Origin of the sequence: Protofrankia coriariae, from assembly GCF_001017755.1 — a bacterium.
GTDB lineage: Bacteria > Actinomycetota > Actinomycetes > Frankiales > Frankiaceae > Protofrankia > Protofrankia coriariae.
The window spans coordinates 27537-52558 of record NZ_JWIO01000003.1 but is presented as its reverse complement, the minus strand read 5'-3'; the positions used below and the strand labels follow the sequence as shown (position 1 = coordinate 52558).

At 69.7% G+C, this 25022-nt stretch carries 21 protein-coding genes (1 of these 21 only partly in view); 4 read left to right on the top strand and 17 right to left on the bottom strand.

Going from position 1 to position 25022, the window contains the following annotated elements; translation table 11 throughout:
• Nucleotides 1-655: 655 nt before the first annotated feature.
• Together FrCorBMG51_RS02585 and FrCorBMG51_RS02580 are read right to left on the bottom strand one after the other, a co-directional pair.
• Nucleotides 656-1540: a menaquinone biosynthetic enzyme MqnA/MqnD family protein gene (locus tag FrCorBMG51_RS02585; RefSeq protein WP_047221674.1), complete on the bottom strand. Its 885-nt coding sequence runs from the start codon at nucleotides 1538-1540 to the stop codon at nucleotides 656-658.
• A 278-nt stretch (nucleotides 1541-1818) separates the two neighbouring features.
• Nucleotides 1819-1995, bottom strand: a complete 177-nt coding sequence (locus FrCorBMG51_RS02580; RefSeq protein ID WP_235433255.1) for a hypothetical protein — start codon at nucleotides 1993-1995, stop codon at nucleotides 1819-1821.
• Between the two features lie 19 nt (nucleotides 1996-2014).
• On the opposite strand from FrCorBMG51_RS02580, the gene FrCorBMG51_RS30390 reads away from it, so the two are divergent.
• On the top strand, nucleotides 2015-2185 hold the full coding sequence (locus FrCorBMG51_RS30390; RefSeq protein ID WP_235433254.1) for a hypothetical protein: 171 nt from the start codon (nucleotides 2015-2017) through the stop codon (nucleotides 2183-2185).
• 336 nt (nucleotides 2186-2521) lie between these two features.
• Here FrCorBMG51_RS30390 and FrCorBMG51_RS02575 read toward each other — a convergent pair whose 3' ends face one another.
• From FrCorBMG51_RS02575 to FrCorBMG51_RS02545, 7 genes are all read right to left on the bottom strand, one after another.
• Entirely contained in the window at nucleotides 2522-2998 is a 477-nt protein-coding gene (locus FrCorBMG51_RS02575; RefSeq protein ID WP_235433253.1) for a hypothetical protein, read from the bottom strand.
• A gap of 462 nt (nucleotides 2999-3460) precedes the next feature.
• Entirely contained in the window at nucleotides 3461-4609 is a 1149-nt protein-coding gene (gene mqnE / locus FrCorBMG51_RS02570; RefSeq protein ID WP_047221533.1) for an aminofutalosine synthase MqnE, read from the bottom strand.
• 194 nt (nucleotides 4610-4803) lie between these two features.
• A complete protein-coding gene (locus FrCorBMG51_RS02565; protein ID WP_076843070.1) occupies nucleotides 4804-5013 on the bottom strand; it encodes a BldC family transcriptional regulator in 210 nt (69 codons plus the stop codon).
• Between the two features lie 404 nt (nucleotides 5014-5417).
• The gene (locus FrCorBMG51_RS26085) at nucleotides 5418-5816 is read right to left on the bottom strand and encodes a hypothetical protein (RefSeq protein ID WP_086055211.1); all 399 of its coding nucleotides are present in this window, start codon (nucleotides 5814-5816) and stop codon (nucleotides 5418-5420) included.
• A 484-nt stretch (nucleotides 5817-6300) separates the two neighbouring features.
• Nucleotides 6301-7014 carry a UbiX family flavin prenyltransferase gene (locus FrCorBMG51_RS02555; RefSeq protein WP_083730939.1) on the bottom strand — a complete coding sequence of 238 codons (714 nt, stop codon included), beginning with the start codon at nucleotides 7012-7014 and terminating at the stop codon, nucleotides 6301-6303.
• Nucleotides 7015-7380: 366 nt separating this feature from the next.
• The gene (mqnP, locus tag FrCorBMG51_RS02550; protein ID WP_047221531.1) at nucleotides 7381-8304 is read right to left on the bottom strand and encodes a menaquinone biosynthesis prenyltransferase MqnP; all 924 of its coding nucleotides are present in this window, start codon (nucleotides 8302-8304) and stop codon (nucleotides 7381-7383) included.
• Between the two features lie 91 nt (nucleotides 8305-8395).
• On the bottom strand, nucleotides 8396-9847 hold the full coding sequence (locus FrCorBMG51_RS02545; RefSeq protein WP_047221530.1) for a menaquinone biosynthesis decarboxylase: 1452 nt from the start codon (nucleotides 9845-9847) through the stop codon (nucleotides 8396-8398).
• A gap of 740 nt (nucleotides 9848-10587) precedes the next feature.
• Here FrCorBMG51_RS02545 and FrCorBMG51_RS02540 point away from each other — a divergent pair.
• Nucleotides 10588-11025: a PLD nuclease N-terminal domain-containing protein gene (locus FrCorBMG51_RS02540; RefSeq protein WP_047221529.1), complete on the top strand. Its 438-nt coding sequence runs from the start codon at nucleotides 10588-10590 to the stop codon at nucleotides 11023-11025.
• 436 nt (nucleotides 11026-11461) lie between these two features.
• Here the strand turns inward: FrCorBMG51_RS02540 and ccsB are convergent, their stop codons facing one another.
• The 8 genes from ccsB to cysC all read right to left on the bottom strand — a co-directional run bounded on the left by ccsB (nucleotide 11462) and on the right by cysC (nucleotide 23000).
• Nucleotides 11462-12769, bottom strand: coding sequence for a c-type cytochrome biogenesis protein CcsB (gene ccsB / locus FrCorBMG51_RS02535; protein WP_047221528.1), 1308 nt, complete (start codon nucleotides 12767-12769; stop codon nucleotides 11462-11464).
• 57 nt (nucleotides 12770-12826) lie between these two features.
• Nucleotides 12827-14707, bottom strand: a complete 1881-nt coding sequence (locus tag FrCorBMG51_RS02530) for a cytochrome c biogenesis protein ResB (RefSeq protein ID WP_086055225.1) — start codon at nucleotides 14705-14707, stop codon at nucleotides 12827-12829.
• Between the two features lie 520 nt (nucleotides 14708-15227).
• The gene (locus FrCorBMG51_RS02525) at nucleotides 15228-16355 is read right to left on the bottom strand and encodes a cytochrome c biogenesis CcdA family protein (protein WP_047221527.1); all 1128 of its coding nucleotides are present in this window, start codon (nucleotides 16353-16355) and stop codon (nucleotides 15228-15230) included.
• A 445-nt stretch (nucleotides 16356-16800) separates the two neighbouring features.
• Entirely contained in the window at nucleotides 16801-17289 is a 489-nt protein-coding gene (locus FrCorBMG51_RS02520; protein WP_338052675.1) for a TlpA family protein disulfide reductase, read from the bottom strand.
• A gap of 634 nt (nucleotides 17290-17923) precedes the next feature.
• Nucleotides 17924-18766, bottom strand: a complete 843-nt coding sequence (locus FrCorBMG51_RS32335; protein WP_052914238.1) for an HNH endonuclease signature motif containing protein — start codon at nucleotides 18764-18766, stop codon at nucleotides 17924-17926.
• Entirely contained in the window at nucleotides 18732-19241 is a 510-nt protein-coding gene (locus FrCorBMG51_RS32330; protein ID WP_052914237.1) for a DUF222 domain-containing protein, read from the bottom strand. Before FrCorBMG51_RS32330 ends, FrCorBMG51_RS32335 begins: the two co-directional genes overlap by 35 nt.
• Before the next feature lie 723 nt (nucleotides 19242-19964).
• On the bottom strand, nucleotides 19965-20744 hold the full coding sequence (locus tag FrCorBMG51_RS02510; RefSeq protein ID WP_047221525.1) for an SDR family NAD(P)-dependent oxidoreductase: 780 nt from the start codon (nucleotides 20742-20744) through the stop codon (nucleotides 19965-19967).
• 417 nt (nucleotides 20745-21161) lie between these two features.
• Nucleotides 21162-23000 (bottom strand): adenylyl-sulfate kinase, encoded by a 1839-nt coding sequence (gene cysC, locus FrCorBMG51_RS02505; RefSeq protein ID WP_052914236.1) that lies wholly within the window; start codon nucleotides 22998-23000, stop codon nucleotides 21162-21164.
• A 320-nt stretch (nucleotides 23001-23320) separates the two neighbouring features.
• On the opposite strand from cysC, the gene FrCorBMG51_RS02500 reads away from it, so the two are divergent.
• Together FrCorBMG51_RS02500 and cysD are read left to right on the top strand one after the other, a co-directional pair.
• The gene (locus tag FrCorBMG51_RS02500; RefSeq protein WP_371390034.1) at nucleotides 23321-24067 is read left to right on the top strand and encodes a 3'(2'),5'-bisphosphate nucleotidase CysQ; all 747 of its coding nucleotides are present in this window, start codon (nucleotides 23321-23323) and stop codon (nucleotides 24065-24067) included.
• A 239-nt stretch (nucleotides 24068-24306) separates the two neighbouring features.
• Nucleotides 24307-25022, top strand: partial view of a sulfate adenylyltransferase subunit CysD gene (gene cysD / locus FrCorBMG51_RS02495; protein ID WP_047221523.1) — the 5' portion only. It continues 226 nt past the right edge of the window; only the first 716 of its 942 coding nucleotides appear in the window; it begins with the start codon at nucleotides 24307-24309; its stop codon lies off the right edge, out of view.

Below are 25022 nucleotides of genomic sequence, written 5' to 3'. Positions count from 1 at the left end.
GCCTGTGCCGGGCCACTGTGCCGGGCCCCTGTTCCAGACCGCTGCGCCGGGCCACCCATACCGACGTGACATCTGCGCCGGTGTCACAGGCTGTAGGCAGCCCACCGGACTCCGCGAACGTCCGGGTACGGTTGGCCACCGGATTCCACGCGTGGCCACCGAGGGCGGCCGCCAGGGATGAGCCGGCAGCACGGCCACCGGCACCGATGCCACCGATGTTGCCTGTGCCACCTGTGCCACCGATGGCACCGGTGCCGCCGATGTCGGTGCCGACACGCGCGGACGCACGCCCATGCCGTTCGATCCAGATGGCCGCCCCCGTACCCCTCGTCCTCCTCATACGCGACCGTTGGCGCGCGGGGGCGCGTCGCCGAGAACAACGAAACCGACGAGCAACGGGCTTCGCTCCACAAACCGCGACGGTCAGATCCTCGACGGCGAGATCCGCCCCATCCGGGAGACGGCACCAGAAACAACGGATCGCGCCACCACCGGCAGCGGAATATATCGTTATGAACAAAATATCGTGTCACCGCAGGCGATGGGATACGCCGTGACGGACGGCGACCGGTACGGCGCCTTAGCCTTATCCCGTACCCGTTCGTATCGGTACCCGTTCGGCCGTTCGTATCCGCCCGTACCTGTCCGCCCGCACTTATCCGTTGGCGAACAGCACGTTCACGTCCGCCGGAACGGCGTCCCGTGCCGCCGCCCGCCGGGCGAAAGCCGTTATTCCCTCGAGCTGACGCTCCCCCAGGGAGAAATCCAGCGTGGTGAAGTACCGCGTCAGCGTCGCCACGTCGAAAACCTCCCAGCGCGCCGCGTGCCGGGCCACGGCGTCCACCTGGCGCAACGCGAGATCGAGGCTGCCCCGGAAGGCGTCGTGCACCTCCTTGACCACCCCCGGGCGGGCCTGGGCGAAGTCACGGCGCGCCGCCCACACCGCGAACACCATCGGCAGCCCCGACCAGTCCCGCCAGGCCGCGCCCAGGTCGACGACATGCAGCGGATGCGCCTCCCCGGCGCGCTCGGCGTCATAGGTGGCCCGCAGGGCCACGTCACCGATCAGCACAGCGGCATCAGCCTCACGCAGCATCAGAGGCAGATCAGGCGGCATGATCGTATAGGTCGGCCACAGCCCCAGCCGGTCCTCCAGCAGCATCTGCGCGAGCAGCACACTCGTCCGCGAGGTGGAACCCAGGGCCACCGATCGAATCCGGTCCACCGGCACGGCGCTGGCGAGCACCACCGACAGCACCGGGCCGTCGGAGCCAACCGCGAGGTCCGGCAGGACGACAAGTTCGTCGGCGTGCCGCAGGTACTCGACCAGGCTGATCGGGCCTATGTCGAGATCGCCCGCCACCAGCGCCTCGTTGAGCCGGTCGGGGGTGTCCTTGGTCAGTTCGACGTCCAGTACCGCGCCGGAGTTCACCAGGCCCCAGTAGAGCGGGAGACAGTTGAGAAACTGGATGTGGCCGACCCGCGGCCGCCTGAAAGCGGACGCCGGCACGGACGGGACCGGTACCGGCGCGGCGGGCACAGGCGCGGCGGGCTGCGGGCTCTGAGTCGGCAGCGACGGCGGCACCGTGTGCCCGGCCTCCTGGCCGGGCACCTGCGTGACATCGCTGGTCACCTGCACGACATCGCCGGTTATTTTCGTGACGTCAACGGCCGCTTGCGTGACATCTCGCCGCTGCGCAATGTCACGCTGCGGTACAGAACTACACTTTTCGGTGATATCAGGCTGGGATGCGGCGTCGTGCTCCCGGGTGGCGTCACGCTTTCTCGCGGCGTCGTGCTCCCGGGATGGCTCGCCGCTCAACGCAGCCAACCGCGTCGTTGCTCGAGGGCATCGAGCACCGCCCGGCGCTGACGGATCGCCAGCGGATAGCTCACCAGCCCGCTGAGGACCACCGCGACGGCGAAACCAAGCAGCCAGTGCAGGCCCACGAGCAGCACGACCGTCAGCACAGCGGCGAAGATGACAGTCCGCAACGCGAAGTAACGGGCGTTGATGGCGAGCAGCCCCGGCCTGGACGGCAGCGGTCCGGCTGACGATGATGACCCGGACGACGGTGCCCTGTACGGTGACGGCGATCCGTACGGTGACGGTGACCCAGACGGCGACAGCCCGGCCGGCCGCTGGCGCGAGGCCCGCCCCCACCTGCCCGCCACTCGCTTTTGAAGATCCACAAATCCTCCCGCTCCCCGGCCGCCGGGCGGTTCCCGGCGACCGGACATACACGGCTGCTTCATCCCTTCCCGTCTTCCCGTCCCCTCGCCCTCCCGCCTCACCGTCCTTCCGCCCAGTCTCCTCCCACGCCCCGTCATCTCGTATACGTTGGACGGCATGGGCGGGTTCCGCGGCCCGTGCCCACCAGGCTCACCTCGCCGCCGGCCTTATCCCGATCTCACCACCGGCCTCTCATCCCGCCGCCGGCCGTTCCCCGTAGCCCACCGCCGCCGCATCGCCGGTCGCCGCCCGCGGCCCCGCGGCCGGCAGCCATCCCGCCGCCGGCCGTCATCTCGTCCGGCGGGCGCGACGCCGAGGCACCCAGCCGAGACGTTGCAGCAGGGACGGATACAGCCCCAGGCAGACGAACATCACCAGCAGGCCGAGCAGGCCGGCCGGCCCGATCGCCAGGCCGGCGAGCCGCAGCAGCGCGTACGCGGCCACGCCCGGCAGCAGAATCGCCAGGAAAGCCAGCGTGAAGATGGAACCGATCCCCGCGGATCCCCGCGGCAGGACACGGCGCGCCGACGGAGCCGGCCGCGGCACCCCGGGCCGCGGGGTGGACGGAGCCGACGGAGCCGACGCGGCAGGTCGTGGCGCCCCGGCTGCCGCGTCCGACCGGACGGGCGGAACCGACTGCGGCAGCCGGCTGTCCGGGCCGGACGGGCGATCGTTCAGCCGGTTGTCCGACCGGTCACCATTCATGATCAAGCCGCCTTCGGCTAGTAGTCCTCCGCGCACCTCCGGCAGCACGATGAACATCATCATGCTGCCTTCGGCCGATACTCCTCCCGATGCCCCCGGCAGCGCGACACAACGCCCACGCCGCCTTCGGCTGCACCCCCTCCAAGCCTCCGGCAGCACGACACAACGATCGCGCTGCCTTCGGCTGGTGCCGTGAGCACATGCCTTCATCGCCCCCGCAACACTGTGATCGTTGTGGTTTCGATGTCGCTGGAGCGGCGTCCGGGTCACAAGAACCAAGAATCATGCCGCCCGAACCCGGTCGACGTCGGCGGTCATCGCGCTGGAGCGCCAGCCACGCGGTACGGACACCATCCGCGACCACCCACGTGGAGCATGATCCAGGCGAGTTTGTCGTTCGGTACGCTTTTCAGCCCAATGGGCGTACCTGACGACAAACTCGCGGCGATCTTCTCTGCTGGCCGGCACCCGTTGACGTTGGTCGTCGACCGTATCGCTACACATGGTCACATAACTGGCGCTTCAGGCGTTGATCTCCTGGGGGAGATCCCGACGGGTGGAGTCGGGGCCGTCGAACTCACGAATCACGCGATACCGGGTGTCCCGCTCCACCGGGCGGAAGCCAGCGTCCCTGATCACCTCGAGCAGGTCCTCCCGGGTCATCGTGTCCGGCGTCCCGAAACCGTCGGCATCATGAGTGATCTTGTATTCGACGACGGAGCCGTCCAGGTCGTCCGCGCCGAAGTTCAGGGCGAGCTGGGCGGTGGTCAGGCCGTGCATCACCCAGAAGCACTTGATGTGATCGACGTTGTCGAAGAGCAGCCGGGACACCGCGAACGTCTTCAGCGCCTCGGCCCCGGTCGCCATCGGCTGGTTCATGAGCCGGTTACGCGGGTCACCGGCCGCGTCGTGCTGGAAGCGCAACGGGATGAACACCACGAATCCGCCGGTCTCGTCCTGCAGTTCGCGCAGCCGCAGCACGTGGTCGACCCGGTGCCGTGGCTGTTCGATGTGGCCGTAGAGCATGGTGGCCGGCGTCCGCAGGCCCTTGGAGTGGGCCAGGCGGTGGATGCGCGACCAGTCCTCCCAGTGCGTCTCGTGCCCCACGATGTGCTGGCGGACCTCCCAGTCGAAGATCTCCGCCCCGCCTCCGGTCAGCGACTCCAGGCCGGCGTCGATCAGCTCGTCGAGGATCTCCTCCGCGGGCAGACCGCTGATCTTCTCGAACCAGTGGATCTCGGTGGCCGTGAACGCCTTGAGCGCCACACCCGGCAGCGCCTTCGACAGCTCACGCAGCGAACGCGGATAGTAGCGCCACGGCAATGTGGGATGCAGGCCGTTGACGATGTGCAGTTCGGTGATGCCGGCGGGCTCCATCGCCCTGGCCAGCCGCACCGCCTCTTCGATGCGCATCGTGTACGCGTCGACCTCACCCGGTTTGCGCTGGAACGAGCAGTAGGCGCAGGATGCCGCGCACACGTTCGTGAGGTTCAGATGCCGGTTGACGTTGAAGTACGTCGCGTCCCCGTTCTTGCGGACGCGGACGGAGTGCGCCAGCTCCCCCAGCCAGGCCAGCTCGTCGCTGGCGTAGAGCGCCTCGCCGTCCGCCCGGCTGAGCCGTTCGCCGGCGTGTACCTTCGCCTCGATCTCCCGCTTGAGCCCGACGTCCATGAGAACGAGGGTAGTCCCGCCCGGTGCCGCGTCCCGCCGACATGTGACCTGTGGCGCCTCGAACTTCCGGGCCACGGGTGCAGCGCGACCTGGGCGGCCGGCCCGAAGGCCGAGCCGGTCCGAAGGCCGAGCCGGCCGCGTCCGGTGGATCAGCGGGTGTCACCCGGCATCCACCGGACGCGGCGGCCTGGTGGCTAGGCCAGGCTGTCCCCGGGCGAGACCCCGGCGAGGAGCGCGCGGACCTCCGCCTCCTGATAGCGCCGGTGGCCGCCAAGGGTACGGATCGAGGTCAGCTTCCCGGTCTTGGCCCAGCGGGTCACCGTCTTCGGGTCGACCCGGAACATGCTCGCCACCTCGGCCGGTGTCAGCAGCGGAGCGGATTGTGGTGTTGGTGTCGTTGTCACTGAGCCTCCTGTCACAGAGCGTTGACAGTCAACATACAGAAGGTTCTTGCTTCAGTGGTAATTCGGGCGTGACACATCGGGGTCATGTGGTGACTAGTCCGCTCACGTCCGCATGAGTGAGAACACGTTCAGTGACCAAGCGCCTGCGAGGATGATAAAGAAGAGATCACTGCGGCGCACGGCCAGCCGCCGGTCCCCCGGCTACCGGTTCCCCCGGTAACCGACCGTCAGCTCAGGACTCGTTCGCCCCGGGGACCACCGGCGTCCCACCAGGAGCGTGGCCGTCCCACCAGGAGCACGGCCAGGAGCACGGCCACACCACCACCCTGTACCCGTTCGCCCCGGGGTTACCGACTCCCGGGGACTACACGCGTGTTCCTCCGGGGGCGGCGGATACTCAGCCGTCAGCGTCCCGCGCCGACACCGGCGCGGCCGGCGGCCTGCTGGGCGGCCCTGCGCTGCAACCGGCCCAGCGGATAGGTCAGCACACCCACGATCACGAGACCGGCCAGGATCGCGAGGAGCGGATTGACGCTCAGGATGAGCAGGATGGTCAGCATCACGAGCAGCGCCGCGATCCGCGCGGCGAAATACGGCAACTGCACCCGCAGGCCGAGGGCGGCCTGGCCGGCTACGGGGCGCCCGGCGGGCCAGCCCACCCGGGCACCCGAACCGTCGGCGGTGCCACCGGAAGCGGGCGTCCGAGGCCGCGGCGTCCGGTTCAGGTCCGCAGGCACGGCCCGCGTGCCGTTGCCTCTCGTCTGCCGCTTCCCGTCGCTCTTCCTGCCGGCGTCGTGTGTCATGCTCGCCTCTGTCCCAGTCCGGTGTGCGTCTCCCGACGGGCATCTCGAACCGGTATGAGCACGGATCCCGCGAATTCACGGTACGACCCACCGGATCCGCGGCGGTCACGAGGGCGGGTATCGGGCGGGGCCGAGCCCGCGCACCCCTTCACCCCGGTCACGTTCCACACCATCCGGTCACGTTTCACACCATCTCAAAGATCATGGGGACGGGCGGCGCGTGACGCCGAGCCCGCTGGCCTCTCCGGCCCTGACCGCGTTCCGTGCCGTTCCATCCGCGATGCTCCAAAGATCCGCGACGCTCCAAAAATCATGATGGTGGGCGGCGGCGCCACCAGAGCCGTCCCGTCTGTGCGCCCTCGTCCTGTTCGCCCTGGTCCTGTTCCGCGCCGCCTCGCATTTATGACCGCCCACATTCATACATATTCATGCATATTCACATATCAAGGACCATGAAAGTACAACGGACGCGGAAACATGAAGATCATGAGGGTGAGCGGCGGGCGGCGCCGAGCTCGCCGGTCCAGCGACGCAGCAGGTCATTGGGCACCCCGGCCGCGTCCAGGACCTTGCCGGCGACGAAGTCCACGAGCGCGCGCGCGTCGGTCGCGCCGGCATAGAAGCCGGGGCTGGCGGCCGCCACCACCGCGCCGGCATCGTGCAGGGACAGCATGTGCAGCAGGGTCGAGCGGGTGAACGGCATCTCCCGGGGTACGACCACCAGCCGGCGGCCTTCCTTCAGCGTCACATCGGCGGCACGCTGCAGCAGGTCCTTGGACAGCCCGAGGGCGATCCCGGCCACGGCGGCCGTGCTCGCGGGGACGACGATCATTCCCCTGGTCAGGTACGAGCCACTGCTCGGGCCGGCGGCGAGGTCACCGCAGGACCAGTGACGGAGCAGATCCGCCGCGGCCGCCGCGGAGATGACGGACGGGTCGACTCCGAGCCAGCCGGCCAGAGACCGTGGCCAGGTGCTGTCCCGCCAGGCGATCCCGGTCTCGTCCAACAGGGTGAGCCGGGCCGCCCGGGAGACGACCAGGTCCACCGGCAGCCCGGCGTCCAGCAGGCCGCGCAGCACCGACGCCGCGTACGGCGTCCCGCTCGCGCCGCTGACACCGACCACCCACGGTAGCCGCGGTAGCCGCGGTTCGCCTTCACCCGGCCGCGGCGGCACCGCGTCCCGGCTGTCGAGACGCACCCGTCCTCCCAACTATCCGCCCGGCCGCCCGACTGTCCGACCGCCCGACCACCTCCGACCGCCCGACCACCTCCGACTGCCCGGCCGTCTCCGAATGTCCGACCGTCCGGCCGCCTGACCGTCCGGCTGCCCGACTATCCGGCCAGCTGTCCGGATGCGCCCCACGCCGGTGGTCGCCGGACGCACCCCGACGTTCTTTTACCTGCGGCCGCCCTTCCCGCCTCGCTCACACCGGTGGTCGCCCGGACGCACCTTGACCCCGTACTCTCGACGCCTCCCGCACTTCCGACGATCATGAAGTCCTCTGCGATCCCCGTCGTCCGCAGTGGCCCGGTCGTCACGGGGTGGCCGCGGTCGTCGTGGCCGTCACCAGGCCAGGCCGCGGGAGACGAAATCGAGGACGGCGAAACCGAACAGGGCAATGCCGACGAACCCGTTGGCCGTCAGGAAGGCCCGGTTCACCCGGGACAGGTCGTCCGCGGAGACGATCGCGTGCTCGTACCAGAACGCGACAGCGGTCACCACCAGCCCCGCCCACCACCACGCGCCGAAGTCCTCCATCAGCCCGAACACGACGAACAGGGCGAACGTCACGACATGGGTGACGACCGAGGCGGCCAACGCCACCCGGATCCCGAACCGGGCCGGCACCGAGCCCACCCCGATGCCACGGTCGACCTCGGCGTCCTGACAGGCGTAGATCAGGTCGAAGCCGGCTATCCAGGTACCGACCGCGAGCCCGAGTACGACCGAGGCCCACGACCAGCGATCGGTGATGGCGATCCAGGCACCGACCGGTGCGACCGCCTGGGCCAGCGCGAGGACGGCGTGCGGGAAGTTGGTGAACCGCTTGGCGTACGAGTAGACGATCAGGGGGGCGACCGCGAACGGAGCGAGGGCCAGGCAGAGCCAGGACAGCGCGGCTGCGGACCCGGCGAAGACACCCAGGGCGACCACGGCGCCGACCGCGGCCGTGCGTACCGACACCACGCCGGTGACCAGCTCCCGGCCGGCCGTCCGCGGATTACGTCCGTCGATCTTCCGGTCGATGATCCTGTTGGTCGCCATCGCGAAGGTGCGGGCGGCGACCATCGCGACGGTCACCAGCGCGATGTCCAGCCAGTGCACGGAGCGGGAGACGTCGAACGATGCGGCGAGCGCCGCCACATAGGCGAACGGCAGCGCGAACACCGAGTGCTCGATCACCACCACCCGCAGGAAGGCGCGGACGGGACCGTCAGGCGCCGATGCCGGCCCCGGCACTCCCGGGGCGAACGCCGTGTCGCTCACCAACGACCATCTCCCGGACGTTCCGGCGAGCGGCGCGCCCCCGCAGTGGACGGTGGTGAAGTGGACGGTGGTGAACAGTGGTCGACGGTGGTCACAGCCCGTACTCCTTCCAGCGCCGGGCGACCTTGTCCCTGACCGCCTGGTCCATCACGGCCTCCGCGGGCCAGCCGCCCTCGCGACGGTATCCCTCCGTCGGGAGTTTGCGGGTGGCGTCCACACCGATCTTCCCACCGAAGAACTGCTCGTACGAGGCGTGGTCGAGGTGGTCGACCGGGCCGATCGTGGTCAGCAGGTCGTGGGCGTAGTCGACATTGCCGAACGCCCGCCACGCCACCTCGGAGTAGTCGTGGACGTCACAGTCGGCGTCGACGACCACGACGAGCTTGGACAGCGACAGCAGCCCGGCACCCCAGATGGCGTGCATGACCTTCTGCGCGTGCTTGGGGTAGCGCTTCTCGATCGAGACGATCGCGCAGTTGTGGAAGACGCCCTCGACCGGCAGGTCGTAGTCGACGATCTCCGGGATCATCATCCGGACCAGCGGCAGGAAGATCCGTTCGGTCGCCTTGCCGAGCGGCCCGTCCTCCTGCGGTGGGCGGCCCACGACGATCGTCTGGAAGACCGGGTCACGCTGCATGGTCATCACGTCGACGTGCAGGGCGGGGAACGGCTCGACCGGGGTGTAGAAACCCGTGTGGTCGCCGAACGGGCCCTCCGGGAGGCGCTCCCCCGGCTCCAGCCAGCCCTCGAGCACCACCTGGGCATTCGCCGGCACCTGCAACGGGACGGTCAGGCAGTCGACCATCTCCACCCGTTCGCCGCGCAGGAACCCGGCGAACAGGTACTCGTCGATCTCCGCCGGCAGCGGGGCGGAGGCCGCGTAGGTCACCGCCGGGTCGCAGCCGAACGCGATCGCCACCGGCAACCTCTCCCCCCGACGCTCGGCGACGGCGTGATGGGCGTTGGAGTCCTTGTGGATCTGCCAGTGCATGCCGACCGTCCGGGCGTCATGGCGCTGCAGCCGATACATGCCGAGATTGCGCTGACCTGTCTCGGGATGCTTCGTGTGGGTCAGGCCCAGGTTCAGGAACACCCCGCCGTCGTCCGGCCAGGCGTGCACGCCGGGCAGGCGGAACAGGTCGACGTCCGAGCCCTTGAGGACGACGTCCTGGCACGGCGCGGTCCGGACCCTGCGCGGCGGCACCGACCGGAGCGCGGCGACCTTGCCCAGCGCCTCCCGCAGCCCGCCGAGCCCGACCGGGAGCTCGGGTCTGAGCAGGGTGGCGATCCGGTCGCCGATCTCGTCGAGGCTGCCGGCCCCCAGCGCGGCGGCCATCCGCCGCTCGGTGCCGAAGACGTTGATGGCCAGCGGCATGTCGGCGCCGAGCGGCCGGTCGAACAGCAGCGCGGGCCCGCCCTCCCGAACCACCCGCGTGACGATCTCGGTGACCTCCAGGACCGGGTTGACCGGGACGCGGACGTGCCGCAGGTCGCCGTGACGCTCGAGATGAACGAGGAACGCGCGCAGATCCGCCCAGGCCATAACGCCCATCCTGGCAGGACACCCATCCTGGCAGCGACCCGCGGGCCCGGGCCGTCCGGGCTTGTCAGGCCAACCGCCGGAACCCGCTGCCGGCCGCGTCGCGTAGCACTGGCCGCAGCGTCCGTCCGGCTGCCAGACGGATCCGGCGGGAACCCGCGTCCGGTTACCAGCCGGATCCGGCGGGAGCCCCCCGCCCGCCCGGTCGGACAGACAACGCCCTCGGGTGGCGGACACGTCCCGGCAGCCACGATCGACGCACTGGCCCGACACACTGGCCCAGCACACCGGCCCAGCACAACAGCAGCCTTACACAACAGCAGCCCGACACAGCAGCCATGGTCGACGCGTTGGCCCCGGTGCCGATGGACGACACCCGGGTGGTGGGCACCTCGGGACGTGCGCCGACCGGCCGTACCCGATACGGGTTTCCACCCATGCGGCACGTCCCACAATCGAAAGGAGCACACTGGGAGTGTTGTCGTTGCGCGGCGGCCGCCCTGGCGTCACTGATCTGACTGGACGGGCGGATGGTTCCAACGGGCATCAGCTGTTCCAATGGACATCGGCTGTTTGGGCATCAACAGGCATCCATGGTCACCTATGGGCGTCGGAACCGCCCCAGAGAGCATTGGCTGTACCGTCGGACGACGGTGGATATGGATCTGCACGCGATCAGGACTCCGGGTCGTGACGGACGGTCATGACGGTCGGAGTGAAGACTGGAGAGGAGCAACGGTGCGGTGGTGGGGTTCGTACTGACGCTGATGATCTTCGGCTTCTGGATTTTCACACTCATTGACGCGATCATGGCTCCGTCCGCCGCCGTGCGTACACTCCCCAAGCTCGCCTGGATTGCGATCATCGTTTTCTTCTACGCCCTCGGCGGTGTGGCCTGGCTTCTGGTCGGCCGCCCCCGCCGTGACGACCGCGTCGGCGAGGGTATCGATCCTACGGATCATCCAACATGGGGAGGCCGGGGCCGCTGGGCCGGGGCGGACGGCTTCGGCCGGGGCAGCCGGGAAAGCGGCCAGGACGGGCCGTCGAATGTCCGGTGGCCGTCGTGGCCACGCCGTAGTCCCACGCCACAGCCGGTCGCGCCCGACGACAATCCGGAGTTCCTGCGGGAGTTGTCCGAGCGTATCCGCCGCGGGGATGGCGACGGCACCTCCCGGACCTGACCACAATCGGCTGACCACAACCGGCTCGTACGGCGACGCCCGCGGCATCACCTACCCGGCCTCACCCACCGCCGTGCCGGATCGACCGTCCTGTCACGTCGACCGCTGTATCACGCTGGCGGCAGCAATCATGCTGGCAGCGCTACCACGTTGGCATCACGTTGGCATCACAGCCAGCGCGGTGCTGTTGATGCCGGCCGGCGTCATCCGGCCGGCATCCCGGCAGCGACACGATCGAGCACGATCGAGAAGGTGCCGCTTACGGCCGAGGCCACCGGCGGCCAGCATCATCCTGGCGGCCTCCTGTCGGTATCCCTGGCCAGATTCCTGGCAGATTCCTGGCAGCATCCCGTCGGGAAGCCAGCCGGGCAGGCATCCGGCACGGACCGGTCCGAGCCTCGACCAACGGCACTCAGGATGATCGCGTTGACGGGCCTCACCCACCGACACCCGCGTAGGAGTGCAGCCCCGAGATGACCAGATTGACCAGATAGTAGTCGACAAACAGCGCACTGAAACCAAGCAGTGATATCGCCGCGGCCCGGCGGCCCTTCCAGCCGGCGGTGGCGCGGGCATGCAGGTAGGCTGCGTAGATCACCCAGGTGATGAACGACCAGGTCTCCTTGGGATCCCAGCCCCAGTAGCGGCCCCAGGCCGCCTCCGCCCAGATGGCACCGGCGACGACCGCGAACGTCCAGACCGGGAATGCGAAGCCGATCACGCGGTAGGTGACGCGGTCCAGCGACGCGGCCGTGGGCAGTCTCATCATGATCCCGCCGCGCCTGCGCATCGCCGCGGAGGCCTCGGCCTGTCCGGTGGCAACCGCCGCGAGGCGGTTCTCCCAACGGTCCTTCAGCAGGTACAGGACGGTGGTGACCGCCGAGACCATGAACACCCCACTGGCCACGATCGCCGCCACCACGTGAATCTTGAGCCAGTAGGAGTTGAGCGCCGGAACGAGCGGGCCCGCCGCCACGTAGAGCACCGTGCCGGCGAGACCGAGGTAGAGGACCACCGGCAGCATCACGAAGACGCCCAGCCAGCGGACACGCGCCCGGGTCCGGGCCAGCATGCCCAGATAGGTCAGCACCGCGACCAGGGTGATCATGGATGAGAACTCGTACATGTTCCCCCACGGCACCCGGTCCGCGGCCAGGCCGCGGGCGGTCACCGAACCCACGTGCGCCGCGCATCCGAGCGCGGTGAGCAGCACCGCGGCCCGGCCGAGCCAACGCGCCCGGGGTGAGGTCAGCAGGTCCGCGCCGTCCCCGGCCATCGCCTCAGCCATCGCCGCCCGCTCGGCGGCCTGCCGGACCGCCCTGGCGTCGGCCGCGGCGAGCGCCTCGGCGGCAGGGTCCACAACAGGATCGCGATCGTTCACGGCAGGGGTGACGGACGCGCCCGCCACGTCTACGCCTGCCGTGGCTACGCCTGCCGGAGTTGTGCCTGCCGTAGCTGTGCCAGCCACGTCCGCGCCGACCATCGACGCCACCCGTCCGGGCGTCGTGACCGCCGCGGCCCGCACCGACGACACCGATGAGGAGGCCGATGACGCCACCGATACCGACGCAGCCAGTGACGACGATCTACCCGCCCGGCCTTCGGCCAGGGCCGTGGCACTGGCACGCCCGAAACGGCTGAAGGCGAACTCGGCCGCGTAGCCGAGCATAGCCAGCGCGTAGACCGCCATAGTCACGCCGAGAAGATGGTCGGACAGCGTGGCAAGACCGGAATTGACGGGCATCACAGCTCCTGTTCGGTGGGATCCCCGGTTCCACTGCTGGCCCGGGCAGCCTCCGGCTCAGTCATCAGATCCTCCCTGTGCCGGTTCCCCGGATCCGCTGGTGGTCCTGGAGGTCCGGATGGCGCCTGCCGCCCGGTCCGCCTGTGTCTGTTTCGCCAGTCCCCGCTCCGATAGCGCCTGAGTATCCGATGGCGCCTGAACCTCAGACGGCGCCTGAACAGGTGCAACCGCAACCCATCCGGGCGGCTCCGAGCGCTCCGGGCTGCCCGACCGGGTTGGACGCGCCCCATCGGCGGGTGTGGTAGCCAGCCGTATGTCCTCGATGATCGCCCGTAGTTCGGCCGCGAAGCCGTCCACGTCGGAACGGGACAGTCCGCCGACCTCGACCATGCTCATCGCGCGGGCGCCGGCGTCGGTGTCAGGACCGGAACCGGAACCGCTGCCGCTGCCGGTTTCGGTGTCGCTGCCGGTGTTGACGCTGGCGCTGGTGTCTGCGCCAGCTGGCGCGGATACGGCGGGACGTGCCCGCAGCCAGACCCGGCGTCGGCGTACCCGCATGCTGACCAGCAGGCCACCGATGATCGCTACAGCCGCGACCAGCACCCAGCCCTTGAACGGATCGGACTTGGTCTGGAACGTGGCGAACGCACGAACCCCGTCGACCTCCAGGGTTATCCCCCCGGGCAGACCGCTGATCGTCCGCTGCTCGGGATTGTTCAACGCGAGTACCTGCGCCACCCGTCCGGCGCCGATCGGGCCGTCTATGTGGAGCTGGCGCATGTCCCGGGTGTCCAGCGAGTAGATATTCTGTGGCACGCCCTCGTTGATGTGGAGGTTGCCGACATAACCGGTGAGTGTGAGGCCGGGGGCGGTCGCGGCCGGATGGGTCGAAATGTAGCCGTGCGCCGGATCGAGCTGCGTGGTCGGAGTGAACACACCGGTGAACGCCAATTGCTGAGGCTCTCTGGTCGGCCCGGTCGGCGGGAGCCCAGTGTCACCGATCTTCAACGTGCAGGTGGACGCGAACATGGCGTCCCGCGGCGTACAGGGCTGATAGCCCTCCCAGACAACGCTGCCGTCGCTGTTCCGCAGCACGAAGTGCGGAGCATATCCGTGGCCGATCAGGTACACCTTGGCGCTACTGATCGCCAGCGGATGGTTGACCCGGATATCGGCCGTGCGGATCCGCCCGCCGAGATCGGTGCTGTAGGCGACTTCGGCGCGGAAGTCCGCTGGTTGCCCGTTGGGCTGATAGGAGGCGGTGAACTTCTCCAGTGTCAGGGAGAACGGCGCCAGGTCACCGGCGGGGTCGACCAGCTTGCCCCGGCTGAACTGGTCGTAGGAGACCAGCGTGTTCGTGAAACCGTCACCCTGTATGACCAGGACGGTGCCCTGGTAGCCGAACCACGAACCCAGCCCGACCCCGAGGAGCATCAACACCAGCGCGATGTGGAAGACGAGGTTCCCGGTCTCGCGCAGGTAGCCCTTTTCCGCGGCCACGGAGAAGTCCTGGCTGCCGTCGGGCCTGGTTGCGCCCTCGGGCGCGACCGCGACCCGGAACCGCCGCCGCCGCAGGACCACCCGCGCCGCCTCGACCACCTCCGGGGGGCGCAGCGTGCTGTCCCACGACCGGCCGCCGGCCAGCCGGCTCGGCCGGGCCGGCGCCCGCGGCGGCCGTCCCACCAGCTCCCTGGCATGCCAGCGGACCCTCGACGTCAGACAGCCGATCAGGGAGACGAACAGCAGCAGATAGACCGCGGCGAACCAGGGAGCGCCGAAGACATCGAAAGCTGACAGCCTGTCGAGGAACGGCGCGAGCGAAGGATGATCGCGAAAGTACTCCTCGACCTTCAACGGGTTCAGTGAGCGCTGCGGCAGCAGGGAACCGGGGACGGCCGCGAGCGCGAGCAGAAACAGCAGCAGTAGCGCCGTGCGCATACTGGTCAACTGGTGCCAGGCACGCCGGACCGGACCAATGATCAATAGTAGGGGACGGGACGAGCCGACGGCCCCGATGGTGCCGCCGCCGGCAGCGCGCGGGCCGGACGGCACCGCGGGTATCCGTTCCCGCACCTCGTCAGGCACGGTCGTCAGGATCCCGGCCCGGTCGGAGACATCTGTCGAGTCGGTCAGGCCGGTCCGGTCAGTCGGCTCGGCGACCGGCGATCCAGAGGGGCCCGATGGAGATGATGGCCTGCCGGTCGAGCCGCTTGGGGTGGTCAGGTCAGTTGGCTTGGCGACCTCGATCGGATCATCCGCACCCGGGCCAGCGTCCACGCCCGGACCAGCGTCCACACCTGGGGTAATTGGTACAGCCATGGTCGCCGTTGCTCCTGATCCGTCGATCGCCAAGCTGTCGATCACCGGGCTGGATGCGGCATTGCGCTCCAGATCGGACCCGGATGGGCGCCTCCGGCTCGTCCGACTGGTCCGGCTGGTTCGCCCGCTCACAAGACGCTCACAAGGGGGTCTCCGTGAATCCCGGGGCGTATGGCCGAAGAGCAGCGATCAGATCGGTCCACAGGCCGGTGACCTGAAGAAGCCCGACAGCGACAAGAAGCACACCGCCGGCAAAGGTGAGCGCCCGGGCACGCCTGCGGGCCGCCGCCAGAGCACCGGCCACCCGCCGGAAAGCCAGGCCCACGACGAGGAACGGCACTCCCAGGCCGAAGCAGTAGGCGGCGGAGAGGAACGCGCCTCGGCCGGCGGTTGCGCTCTGTACCGCGAGCGCCAGCACCGCCGTCAGGGTGGGCCCGAGACACGGTGTCCAGCCGATCCCGAACAGGACGCCGAGGACAGGCGCGCCGACCAGGCCAGGTGCGGGCAGCCGGTGTATGCGCCACTGGCGGTTGGCCAGCGGGAGCCGGGCGAACACCCCGGCGAACGCCAGCCCCATGACCATGGTCACCGAACCGAGGATCTGGCTGACGCCGACCTGGTGCAGGGTCAGCCAACGGCCCAACCCGCCGAAGGCCGCACCGTAGCTGACGAAGACCGCGGTGAAGCCAAGGACGAACAGCACGGTACCGAGCGTGACCCGGCCCAGCAGTCGCCGCCGAGCCCAGCGGATAGTACTGATGCTGTCACCGGCACTGATTCCGGTATCAGTACCGCTTCCGGTATCAGTACCGCTGTTGCTGTTGCTGTTGTTGCCAGTGCCGGTACCAGCGTTGATACCGCTGCTAATGCCCGTACCGGTGTCGCTGCCTCTACCGGTGTCGACACCGGTAGAGGCAGCGGGCCGCGGTCCTGCCACCCGGCCACCGACCGCTGGCGTCGAAGCTCCGACCAGCACCGCTGAAGCGGCAGCCACCACCGTAGAAGTACCAGCCGCCGCTGAGGAAGCGACCATCTGCGACGAGGTGTCAACCATCGGCGACGAAGTATCAACCGCTGGTGGCTGGGAGTCGACGCCAACCGAGGGGCGGGCGGCCAGTTCCTCACCGGACAGCCCCGTGATGAATGACAGGTATCCCGGCACGAGGGGCAGCACGCACGGAGACAGGAACGACAACAGCCCCGCCGCCGCCGCGACCGGTGCGGCGAGCAGCAGCGGCCCGTCCGCGACGAACGATGTGACGCTCACCGCGGGACTCCCCCCAACCAGACCGGAGCTCCCTCCAGCCGGACAGCGCCGCCGATTCTGTCACCGCTGACAGCACCATGAGCACCCACACCGCCGGCATCCATACTGCCGGCATCCATACTGCCGGCATCCGTATGGCCGACGACCGTACGACCGACATCCGCGCCACCAGCGACCGTACGACCGACATCCGCGCCACCAGCGACCGTACGACCGACATCCGCGCCACCAACGACCGTACGGCCGACATCCATGCGACCGGCGTCTATTCGGCCGACATCCATGTCACCGGCGACCGGATGGCCTGCGACCGTATGGCCCATCCTGACGCCGCTCATGCCTCCGTCAGAGGCCAGACAAACCACGTCTCCACCCGCCGTGCCTCCGCCAGAAGTCGGGCAAGCCACGTCTCCGCCCGGTGCTGGGCGGGTCACGCCTTCGCCCATCATGTCTCCGCCTGGAGTCGGGCGAGCACGGGCGTCAACTCGTCCGGGAGCACACCGCCGGTGAAACGGGCGGCAAGCCGGCCCTCGCGGTCGAGCACGAAGGTCGATGGCAGACCAGGCGGGACCGGCCAGCGGGCCGCGAGCGTGCCGATCCGGTCGACGATGCTCGGATAGGCCACGTCATTGTCCCGGACGAACGCCTTCGCCGCGGAGAGGTTGTCCTTCTCGTTCACTCCGACAAAGGCCACCTCCGGGTTGTCCGCGGCCATCCTGACCAGGCCAGGCGTCTCCGCTCGGCACGGCGCGCACCATGACGCCCAGAAGTTCACAACGGTGATCTTTCCGCGGAAAGCCACCAGGCTCAGCTCGGGACCGGCCACGGTGGGACCGGTGAGGTCAGGAGCCGGCTTGCGGCTGCCGATCGGGACGAAATCGGAATTGGGTGCTTGTTGGACGAAACCGAAGCCACCACCGGCGGCCTGGTCCACACTGTCGCTTCCGCCTGAACACGCGGTCGTCATCAGCGCCAAAGCGCCCGCCGCCAGCACCGAGACGCACAGTGCGCGGACGATCCTCAGGGGATGGCGGTACGACGTCCGGCCAACCCGCATGCGCGACGCATCGGATGCAGCCCGCGCGTCCTGCCGTCCGTCCACACACACTCCTCCCGGTAACCCCGTGATCCGGGCCTCCCGGATCTCTGGCGACCCGGTGATCCAGAGCTGTCGATTCCGGACCTTCCGCTTCCGGGTCTCTCCGGGCCTCCCGGTTGGGCGTCCGGACTCCAAGCACGAAAGGATCATGATCGCGCTACCGCCACCTCTTTGCCCGGCTGGCTACCGTCCGGACCAGAGTGAGTCGGTAGGTGCCCTGACCCACCAGCCTACGACCAACTGTAGAACTCAACCCCGAGGATCAGCTTCAGCCACGGGCGCGTTCCGGACAGTCGGCACCCCACATAACCCGACAAACCAGCTATTCGCCATCGAATGAACATCAAATAATCTCTGTTGACGATCTCCGAAGCGGGGCTGTGACCCGTGGAACCGCTTGAATATCACTGTCCGTTACACCGCTCCTCGAGCTGGCCCCTGAACCTGCGGGCATGCCCGCCATCGACTTTCAGAAGGGCGGTGGGCCGAGGTCCGAAGGGCCGCTCCGCCCGGTCTCGTCCGTGGTCGGCTCGTGTGATCCGACCCGGCTCCAACCCCCGGCACAAAGATCGGAGCCAGGCGCGGAGACAGTAGCGGCCGTCCGTCGGGGTGCATGGCGGAGGCCCTCTTCTTCCCCGGCCCCGGGCTGCTCTCCAACCTCGGGCCGGATCGGTTCGTCCCAGGGTTCGGGGATGCTGGGATAGGTCCGCCCGGTCGGACTGGTCCAGATCGCCGTGTCACCGTCGGTGCGGTGCACCGTCCAGCCGCCGTCATGTTTTGCCCGGTGATGCCGCCGGCACAGGGTGAGCAGGTTGTCCTCGCTGGTGGGTCCGCCGGCGGCGTGGGGGTGGATGTGGTCGAGGTCGCAGAACTGGGCGGGTTTGCGGCAGCCGGGGAACCGACAGGTCCGTTCCCGGGTGCGTAGCAGCCGGGCGAGTCCGGGGGCGGGGAAGCGGCGGCTGACCTCGACCGGCCGGTTGCCCGCGGCGGGGTCGGTGAGGATGCGCCGCCAGGTCGCCTCCGCGGCCAGTTCGCGAGCGGTGGCAGCGGGAATCGCCCCGTACCCCGCCAGTTCCCCAGGAACATCACTCACCCCGGCGAGGGTAGCGGCCGACACCAGCACCCCGACCTCCACGGACACCTCGGCGCCCCGGTCCCGGCCGAGCAGCAGGTCGACCAGCGCGTCGGCGCGGCGGGCGTCCATGCTGCGGGTCTCGTCCGGGCTGTCAGTGGCCTGACGAGCGAGGGCATCCAACCGCTGGTAGACGGCCTGGGCGTCAACGGCGGACAGCAGCGCCCCCAGCTCGGCCATCCCGTCCTCGGCCGGGCGGATCCAGANCCTGCCGATCCTCGCGAGCGTGGGCGTGCCGACGGCGGGCTCCGTCCGGGTCAATGGCGAGCACGGCGCGGCGTAGCGCCTGGCGGAACAGGCTATGACTGGCCCGCCCGCCTCGGGCGAGGACTTTCCGTTCGACGGCGGCGGCCTGCTCCTTGGTGAGGGCGGCGGTGGTCTCCGCGGCCGCGCGGACCCGGCCGAGATCGATCGTGCCGGCTTCCAGCGTGGTCAGGGTGGCCGGCAGCCGGTCGACGACGGTGATCGCCAGCTCCGGACTCGCCGCCGCGGCGGCCGGGGAGAGGGCCAGTTCGGCGGCGATCTCCTCGGCGGCGAACCCCGGCCCGGCCGGATTCCCCTCCCCGGGAGGGGTGGGCCGTAGCGCGGCGAACCGGGCCTGCGTGCGCAGCATCACCGCTTCCAGCCGGGCGATCCGCCGCCGCACCGCGGCCATCAGGGTCAGGCAGCCATCCGCATCACAGGACTCCACCGCTGGCAGGCAACCGGCCGCGTCATCGCCCTCCCCCGCCGGCAGGCCAGCACACCCCGCGCAGCCAGCACACCTCACCGGAGCGGCCGGGGTCGGAGCGGCCGTAGCGACCGGGGCTGGATCACTCACCTCGGTATCGAACATATGTACGAGTATAGTCGCTTATCCGGACATTTCCACCCCAATGACGGTCAGTCTCTCGGCTCTCCACGCACGTACATCCCGGACTGCATGCGGAAGGTATCCGTATAGATCCGTAGAGTTACTTGCTGCTATCGAGGGCCCCTGGACCGCGGCCCGCGTCTCGGCCCGCGTCTCGATCTACGTCTCGATCTACGATGTCGTCATCGCCTCGGACCGGCAGCCAGACCTCGCCCTCGCGCGCCGCCGCGTCAACGTGCTCTGGGCACCACTGCGCGACAACCGCTGTTACCAACCGGTACCACCGCCCCTTACCGCTGCCGCCGCATAGCACGATCAACTTGACAACTTCACCGAGATTCGGTCCCAGACGAACAGGTTCCGTTTGTCCAGCTGTGCGTGAACGGATCAGTGGCACCTGCTCTCCTCCTGCCGGTGATCCGCCGTCTCGGCTCGCGCTGTCGCCCACCTTCAGGTGTTGGCCGGTCGTCTGATCGAATCGAATTCGATGATCCGAAAATGTTGCGGTCAGTGGCCGCGTCGTGGTCAGTAGCCGTTGGCGGTGGGGCGGCCCTGCGCGCCGTCCACGGGAATGTGCGCGCCGTTGATCCAGCGGGCGCGGTCGGAGAGCAGGAAGGTGACGACGTCGGCGACTTCCTCGGCGGTACCGAGGCGGCCGGCGGGGAAGTTCCGGCCTTCGAACTCGGCGAACGAAGCGGGGTTGCGCTGCTGGTAGGCCTCCCACCCGCCGCCCGGTATCAGGATCGAGCCCGGGCTGACGGTGTTGACACGGATGTTGTCGGCAGCGAGTTCACGGGCGAAGGCGCCCGCCAGGTAGATTTCGGCGGCTTTGGCCGCGCCGTACTGGGCGCGCGGGGCCGGTTTCCACCCGGAGATCGACGCGATGACCACTATCGCTCCGCCGGAGCGGTGGCGCATGTGTGGGACGGCCGCGCGGACCGCGCGCACGACGTGACCGACGTTGAGCTCGAAGGTGTCCGCCCAGTCCCGCGGCGTCGACTCCAGCAGGCCGCCGCCCACGGTGGCGCCGACATTCGCGACCAGCAGGTCCACCCCGCCGAGGGCGCCGGCCGCGCCGTCGACGAACTCCTCCACCCCGCCGGCGGCGGTGACGTCCGCGGTGTGTGTGAACGTCGGGACGCCCAACCGCCCAAGCTCACCTCCGACGGCGGCGAGATCGTCGCGGGTGCGGGCGCAGATTCCGACCCCGCAGCCTTCGGCGGCGAGCCGGTGCGCGACGGCCCGCCCGATCCCGCGGGAACCACCGGTCACCAGCGCGATCTTCCCGTCCAGCGCCAGATCCACGTGGGGTGTTCTCCTTCGGGGCGCTGATTCAGTGCGCTGGTCTGTCAGGCCGCTGATCTGTCAGACCACTTGGTCGGATCGCTGCCGGCCATGCCCCGCTCGGCACCGGCCACCCGGATGGCGCAACACCCGGCATCGTTCCTCGAATGTGGCCATCCTTCGCACCATACGACGCTGACCACACGCCCGGCCAGACACGCCCGGCCATACGTGCATACCGCATGTCCTGTCGGCGCCATCCGTCGAAAATCCATGATCGAGAAATGCTCGACTGTGAAAGTGAGGGAATAAACGGTCGCCACGACGGCCGTTTCCGCCCTCGCTTTCACACGTCGGACAGCTTTCGCACATCGAACAGCTTTCATGCGTCGGACAGGTTGTGACCGGCTGGCCGGCGCGGCTGATGTGGGGAGTGGGTCAGGGGGCCAGCCAGCCGTCGGTGCGCAGGTGACTGAGGACGGTCTGGACGGCGTCGTGGGGGGAGGCGTCCACGGTGTCGATCACGATGTCGGCGTCGGTGGGTTCCTCGTAGGGGTCGGAGACACCGGTGAAGGTCGGGATGATGCCGGCGCGGGCCTTGGCGTAAAGGCCTTTGCGGTCCCGGGCCTCGCAGACCTGAAGCGGGGTGGCGACATGGACCAGGACGAACCCGCCGCCGCTGTCCTCGACCATCGTCCGAACCTGGTGGCGAACGTCGTCATAGGGGGCTATCGGGGCGCAGACGGCGGTGCCGCCGGCGGCGGTCACGGATGCCGCGACAAAGCCGATCCGCAGGACGTTGGCATTGCGGTCCTCACGGGAGAATCCCAGCCCCTTGGACAGGTGCAGTCGGACGACGTCCCCGTCGAGCAGGGTGACCCTGCGGTCCCCGCGTTCCAGCAACCGGCACACGAGCAGCTTGGCAAGCGTCGACTTGCCCGAGCCGGACAGCCCGGTGAAAAGCACGGTCAGGCCCCGCTCGCTGCGCGGTGGCTGCGCCCGGACCAGTTCGGCGGCCACCGCCGGGGGGGTCAGCGCCGGGGGCAGCCGCGTCCCGCGGTCGAGCAGCATCGACAGCGCGGCCGCGCCGGGGGCGCTGGGCGCCGGGCCCACGGTCATCGCGCTGAATCCGTAGGCGAGGCAGACCTGCGTCCGGTAGGCCACCTCCCCGGCGAGGGCAGGTTCGCTGTCGCGGTCGTCGGTCTCCTGGTCGGCGTTGCGCTGGTACTGGCCGTCGCCACCGCCACCGCCACCACTGCCACCGCCATCCCGGCCACCGGCTCCCCGGCCGGTGCCTCGTTCCTGGCCGGTGCCCGGCCGGCCGGCTGGCTGCCGGCCGGCGGTGGCGGCCCGGCCGGACACCGCGTGGCCAGCGGCCGTCGGCCTGCCGCCATCCGTGACGGTCTCGAAGCGGATGACGGTGTTCGGGCCGAAGGCGACCGACTCCGTCAGGCGGGTGACCGGCTGCACCGGTACCAGGGCGAGCAAGGCCCGCACGTCGCTGAGCGTGGCCAGCGCCGCCTTCAGGCACCGGATGCGCAGGTGGTGACGGGCATCGGCGGGGTCTGCTCCACCGACCGGGGCGAGTACGACGACAGCGCCGCCGGCGGCGCCCAACGCCTCGATGCGGTCCAGGTCGGCGGTGTGCAGCAGGCCGTCGGCCCATACCGCGACGGGCGCCGGCTCGTTCGGGGCGGTCCAGCCGCGCCGGAGCAGTTCCGCGCGCAGCGCCGCGGGGGTGAAGCGCAGCTCCGGATAGTCGGGACGCTCGGGCAGTCGCAGCCCTTCGACCGTCCCGGACAGGGTCGAGCCCACAACCTCGGTCAGATGCAGCGCGGCGAGCATGACGCCTTCGGAGTCCCGCAGGGCGACCGTCGAACCGGACTGGAACTTCTCGGCGTCCTGGGTACCGGCGTCCCCGGCGTCCACGGTGTACTGCGGTGTCGGGTAGTGGGCGGGCAGCGGCGAGGCCGGCGGGTGCCCCGGTGCCGCCGGCGGGGAGGCAGGTACCGGGAAGATCGACGCTGGGGAGATCGATACCGGGGAGGCCACCGCCGAGGGCGTCCGGGCCGGGCTGGCCGAACTGGCCGGGCCGTCGTGTCCGTGGTCCGGTGGCGGATCGTCTCGTGGTGGATACCCGCCGGACAGCCGCAGCTCCAGTTCCGCGAGCTGAACAGCGCTCAGTGTCACTGACTGCCAGCGCAGCGAGGCCGCGGTCAGTTCCGCGGCACGCGCTTCGTCGACCAGCAGTGCGGTCCTCTCACCGGTGGTACGCACACCGGTGACGGTAACGGTTGGCGCGCGTATCCCGCCGCTGGTGACGGGCTGACGCGCCGCCCGCCGTCACAATCGGTGGCACACTTCCGCTGATGAGCAGCCAGCGGCCGGCGGGCGCCGGCGGGGAAGTCCCCGGCATATCCGCAGACGCCGCCACGGGTGGGCCCGCCCTCGGCGATTCCCCATCCGATGATCCCGCATCCGCCGCTCCCGTATCTGGTGGTCCCGTATCCGGTGGTCCCGTATCCGGTGGTCCGGCATCTGGTGGTCCGGCCGTCCGCGACCTGCCTGCCGATGTTCCCGCGCTCGATGACGCCGCGTTGGCTGCGCGGCTGGCCACCGACGCGGGCGCGCTGCTGCTGCGGATCCGCGCCGAACTGGGGTTCGCCGATCCCGCCGCGCTGCGGGACGCCGGCGACGCCCGTTCGCAGGCGCTGCTGGCGGCCGCGCTGGCCCGTCACCGCGGCCAGGACGCGGTCCTGTCCGAGGAAGCAACCGACGACCCCGCCCGGCTCACCGCCCGCCGGGTGTGGATCATTGACCCGTTGGACGGGACCCGGGAGTTCAGTGAGCCGGGCCGCTCCGACTGGGCGGTGCACGTCGCGCTGTGGCAGGACGGCGAGCTGGCCGCGGGCGCTGTCGCGCTCCCGGCGCAGGGCATCACGTTGGCGACCGGCGGGCCGTCCGCTGTGCCTGCCCGGTCCGCCGCTCCTGCCCCGCCTGCCGGTGGTGGTGGCCCGCGGCTGGTGGCCAGCCGGACCAGAGCCCCCGCGCTGGTCACCACGGTGGCCGAGGCGCTGGGTGGCACGGTCGTGCCGTTGGGTTCCGCCGGCGCGAAGGTGGCGGCGGTCGTCCGTGGTACGGCAGATGCCTACCTGCACGCCGGCGGTCAGTACGAGTGGGACTCGGCCGCGCCGGTGGCCGTCGCCCGCGCGGTGGGCCTGCACACCAGCCGGCTCGACGGATCCGCGCTGGTCTACAACCGGCCGGACCCGTACCAGCCGGATCTGCTGGTCTGCCGTCCCGAGCTGGCCACCGGGATCCTGGCGTTGGTCACCCGCGGCTGACCGGTGCCGACCGACTGGTGCCGGCTGATCAGTGTCGGCTGACCGGCGCCGGTTGATCGGTGCCGCCCGGTGGCCGGCNCATCAGCCAGTGATCAGCGATTGGCGATCACTGACTGAAGGTAATCATCCGCTGGTCGCCGCATGCCCGCCGGAGTCGCTGTCCCGTGGGCCGCCGCGTGGGCTACGTTGGGTGGAATCATCCGCCGGCTTTCGCCACTGTTCTCGACGGGGGATTCCGCGTGCCCGCGATCGGCTACGAGCTCACCCATCTGCAGACGCTCGAGTCCGAGGCGATCCACATCTTCCGCGAGGTGGCGGCCGAGTTCGAGCGTCCCGCGCTGCTGTTCTCCGGCGGCAAGGACTCGATCGTCATGCTCCGGGTCGCGGAGAAGGCGTTCTGGCCGGCGAAGCTGCCCTTCCCGCTGGTGCACATCGACACCGGCCACAACTTCCTCGAGGTGATGGCGTTCCGGGACGCCCGGGCGGCGCAGTTGTCCGCGCGCCTGGTCGTGGGCTCCGTCCAGGACGCCATCGACGCCGGGACCATCACCGAGGACACCCGTCCCGGCGCGTCACGTAACCAGCTGCAGACGCCGGTGCTGCTCGACACCATCGAGGAGAACAGGTTCGACGCCGTCTTCGGCGGGGCGCGGCGGGACGAGGAGAAGGCCCGGGCGAAGGAGCGCGTCTACTCCTTCCGGGACGAGTTCGGCCAGTGGGACCCGAAGAACCAGCGTCCCGAGCTGTGGTCGCTCTACAACGGCCGGCACCGGCCGGGTGAGCACATCCGGGTGTTCCCGCTGTCGAACTGGACCGAGCTCGACATCTGGCGCTACATCGCACAGGAGAACCTGGAGATCCCGTCGATCTACTACGCGCACACCCGGGAGGTGGTGGAGCGCGACGGCATGCTGCTCGCGGTGACCCCGCTGACGCCGCCGCTGGCGGGGGAGCG

Bases quoted from the DNA above. Each gene is read 5' to 3' on its own strand.
- FrCorBMG51_RS30390 (WP_235433254.1), top strand. From the start codon at position 2,015: ATGGCGAGCAGCCCCGGCCTGGACGGCAGCGGTCCGGCTGACGATGAT.
- ccsB (WP_047221528.1), bottom strand. From the start codon at position 12,769: ATGCCCGTCAATTCCGGTCTTGCCACGCTGTCCGACCATCTTCTCGGC.
- FrCorBMG51_RS02530 (WP_086055225.1), bottom strand. From the start codon at position 14,707: ATGCGCACGGCGCTACTGCTGCTGTTTCTGCTCGCGCTCGCGGCCGTC.
- mqnE (WP_047221533.1), bottom strand. From the start codon at position 4,609: ATGGACGTCGGGCTCAAGCGGGAGATCGAGGCGAAGGTACACGCCGGC.
- FrCorBMG51_RS32335 (WP_052914238.1), bottom strand. From the start codon at position 18,766: ATGGCCGAGCTGGGGGCGCTGCTGTCCGCCGTTGACGCCCAGGCCGTC.
- FrCorBMG51_RS02575 (WP_235433253.1), bottom strand. From the start codon at position 2,998: ATGATGTTCATCGTGCTGCCGGAGGTGCGCGGAGGACTACTAGCCGAA.
- FrCorBMG51_RS02545 (WP_047221530.1), bottom strand. From the start codon at position 9,847: ATGGCCTGGGCGGATCTGCGCGCGTTCCTCGTTCATCTCGAGCGTCAC.
- FrCorBMG51_RS26085 (WP_086055211.1), bottom strand. From the start codon at position 5,816: ATGACACACGACGCCGGCAGGAAGAGCGACGGGAAGCGGCAGACGAGA.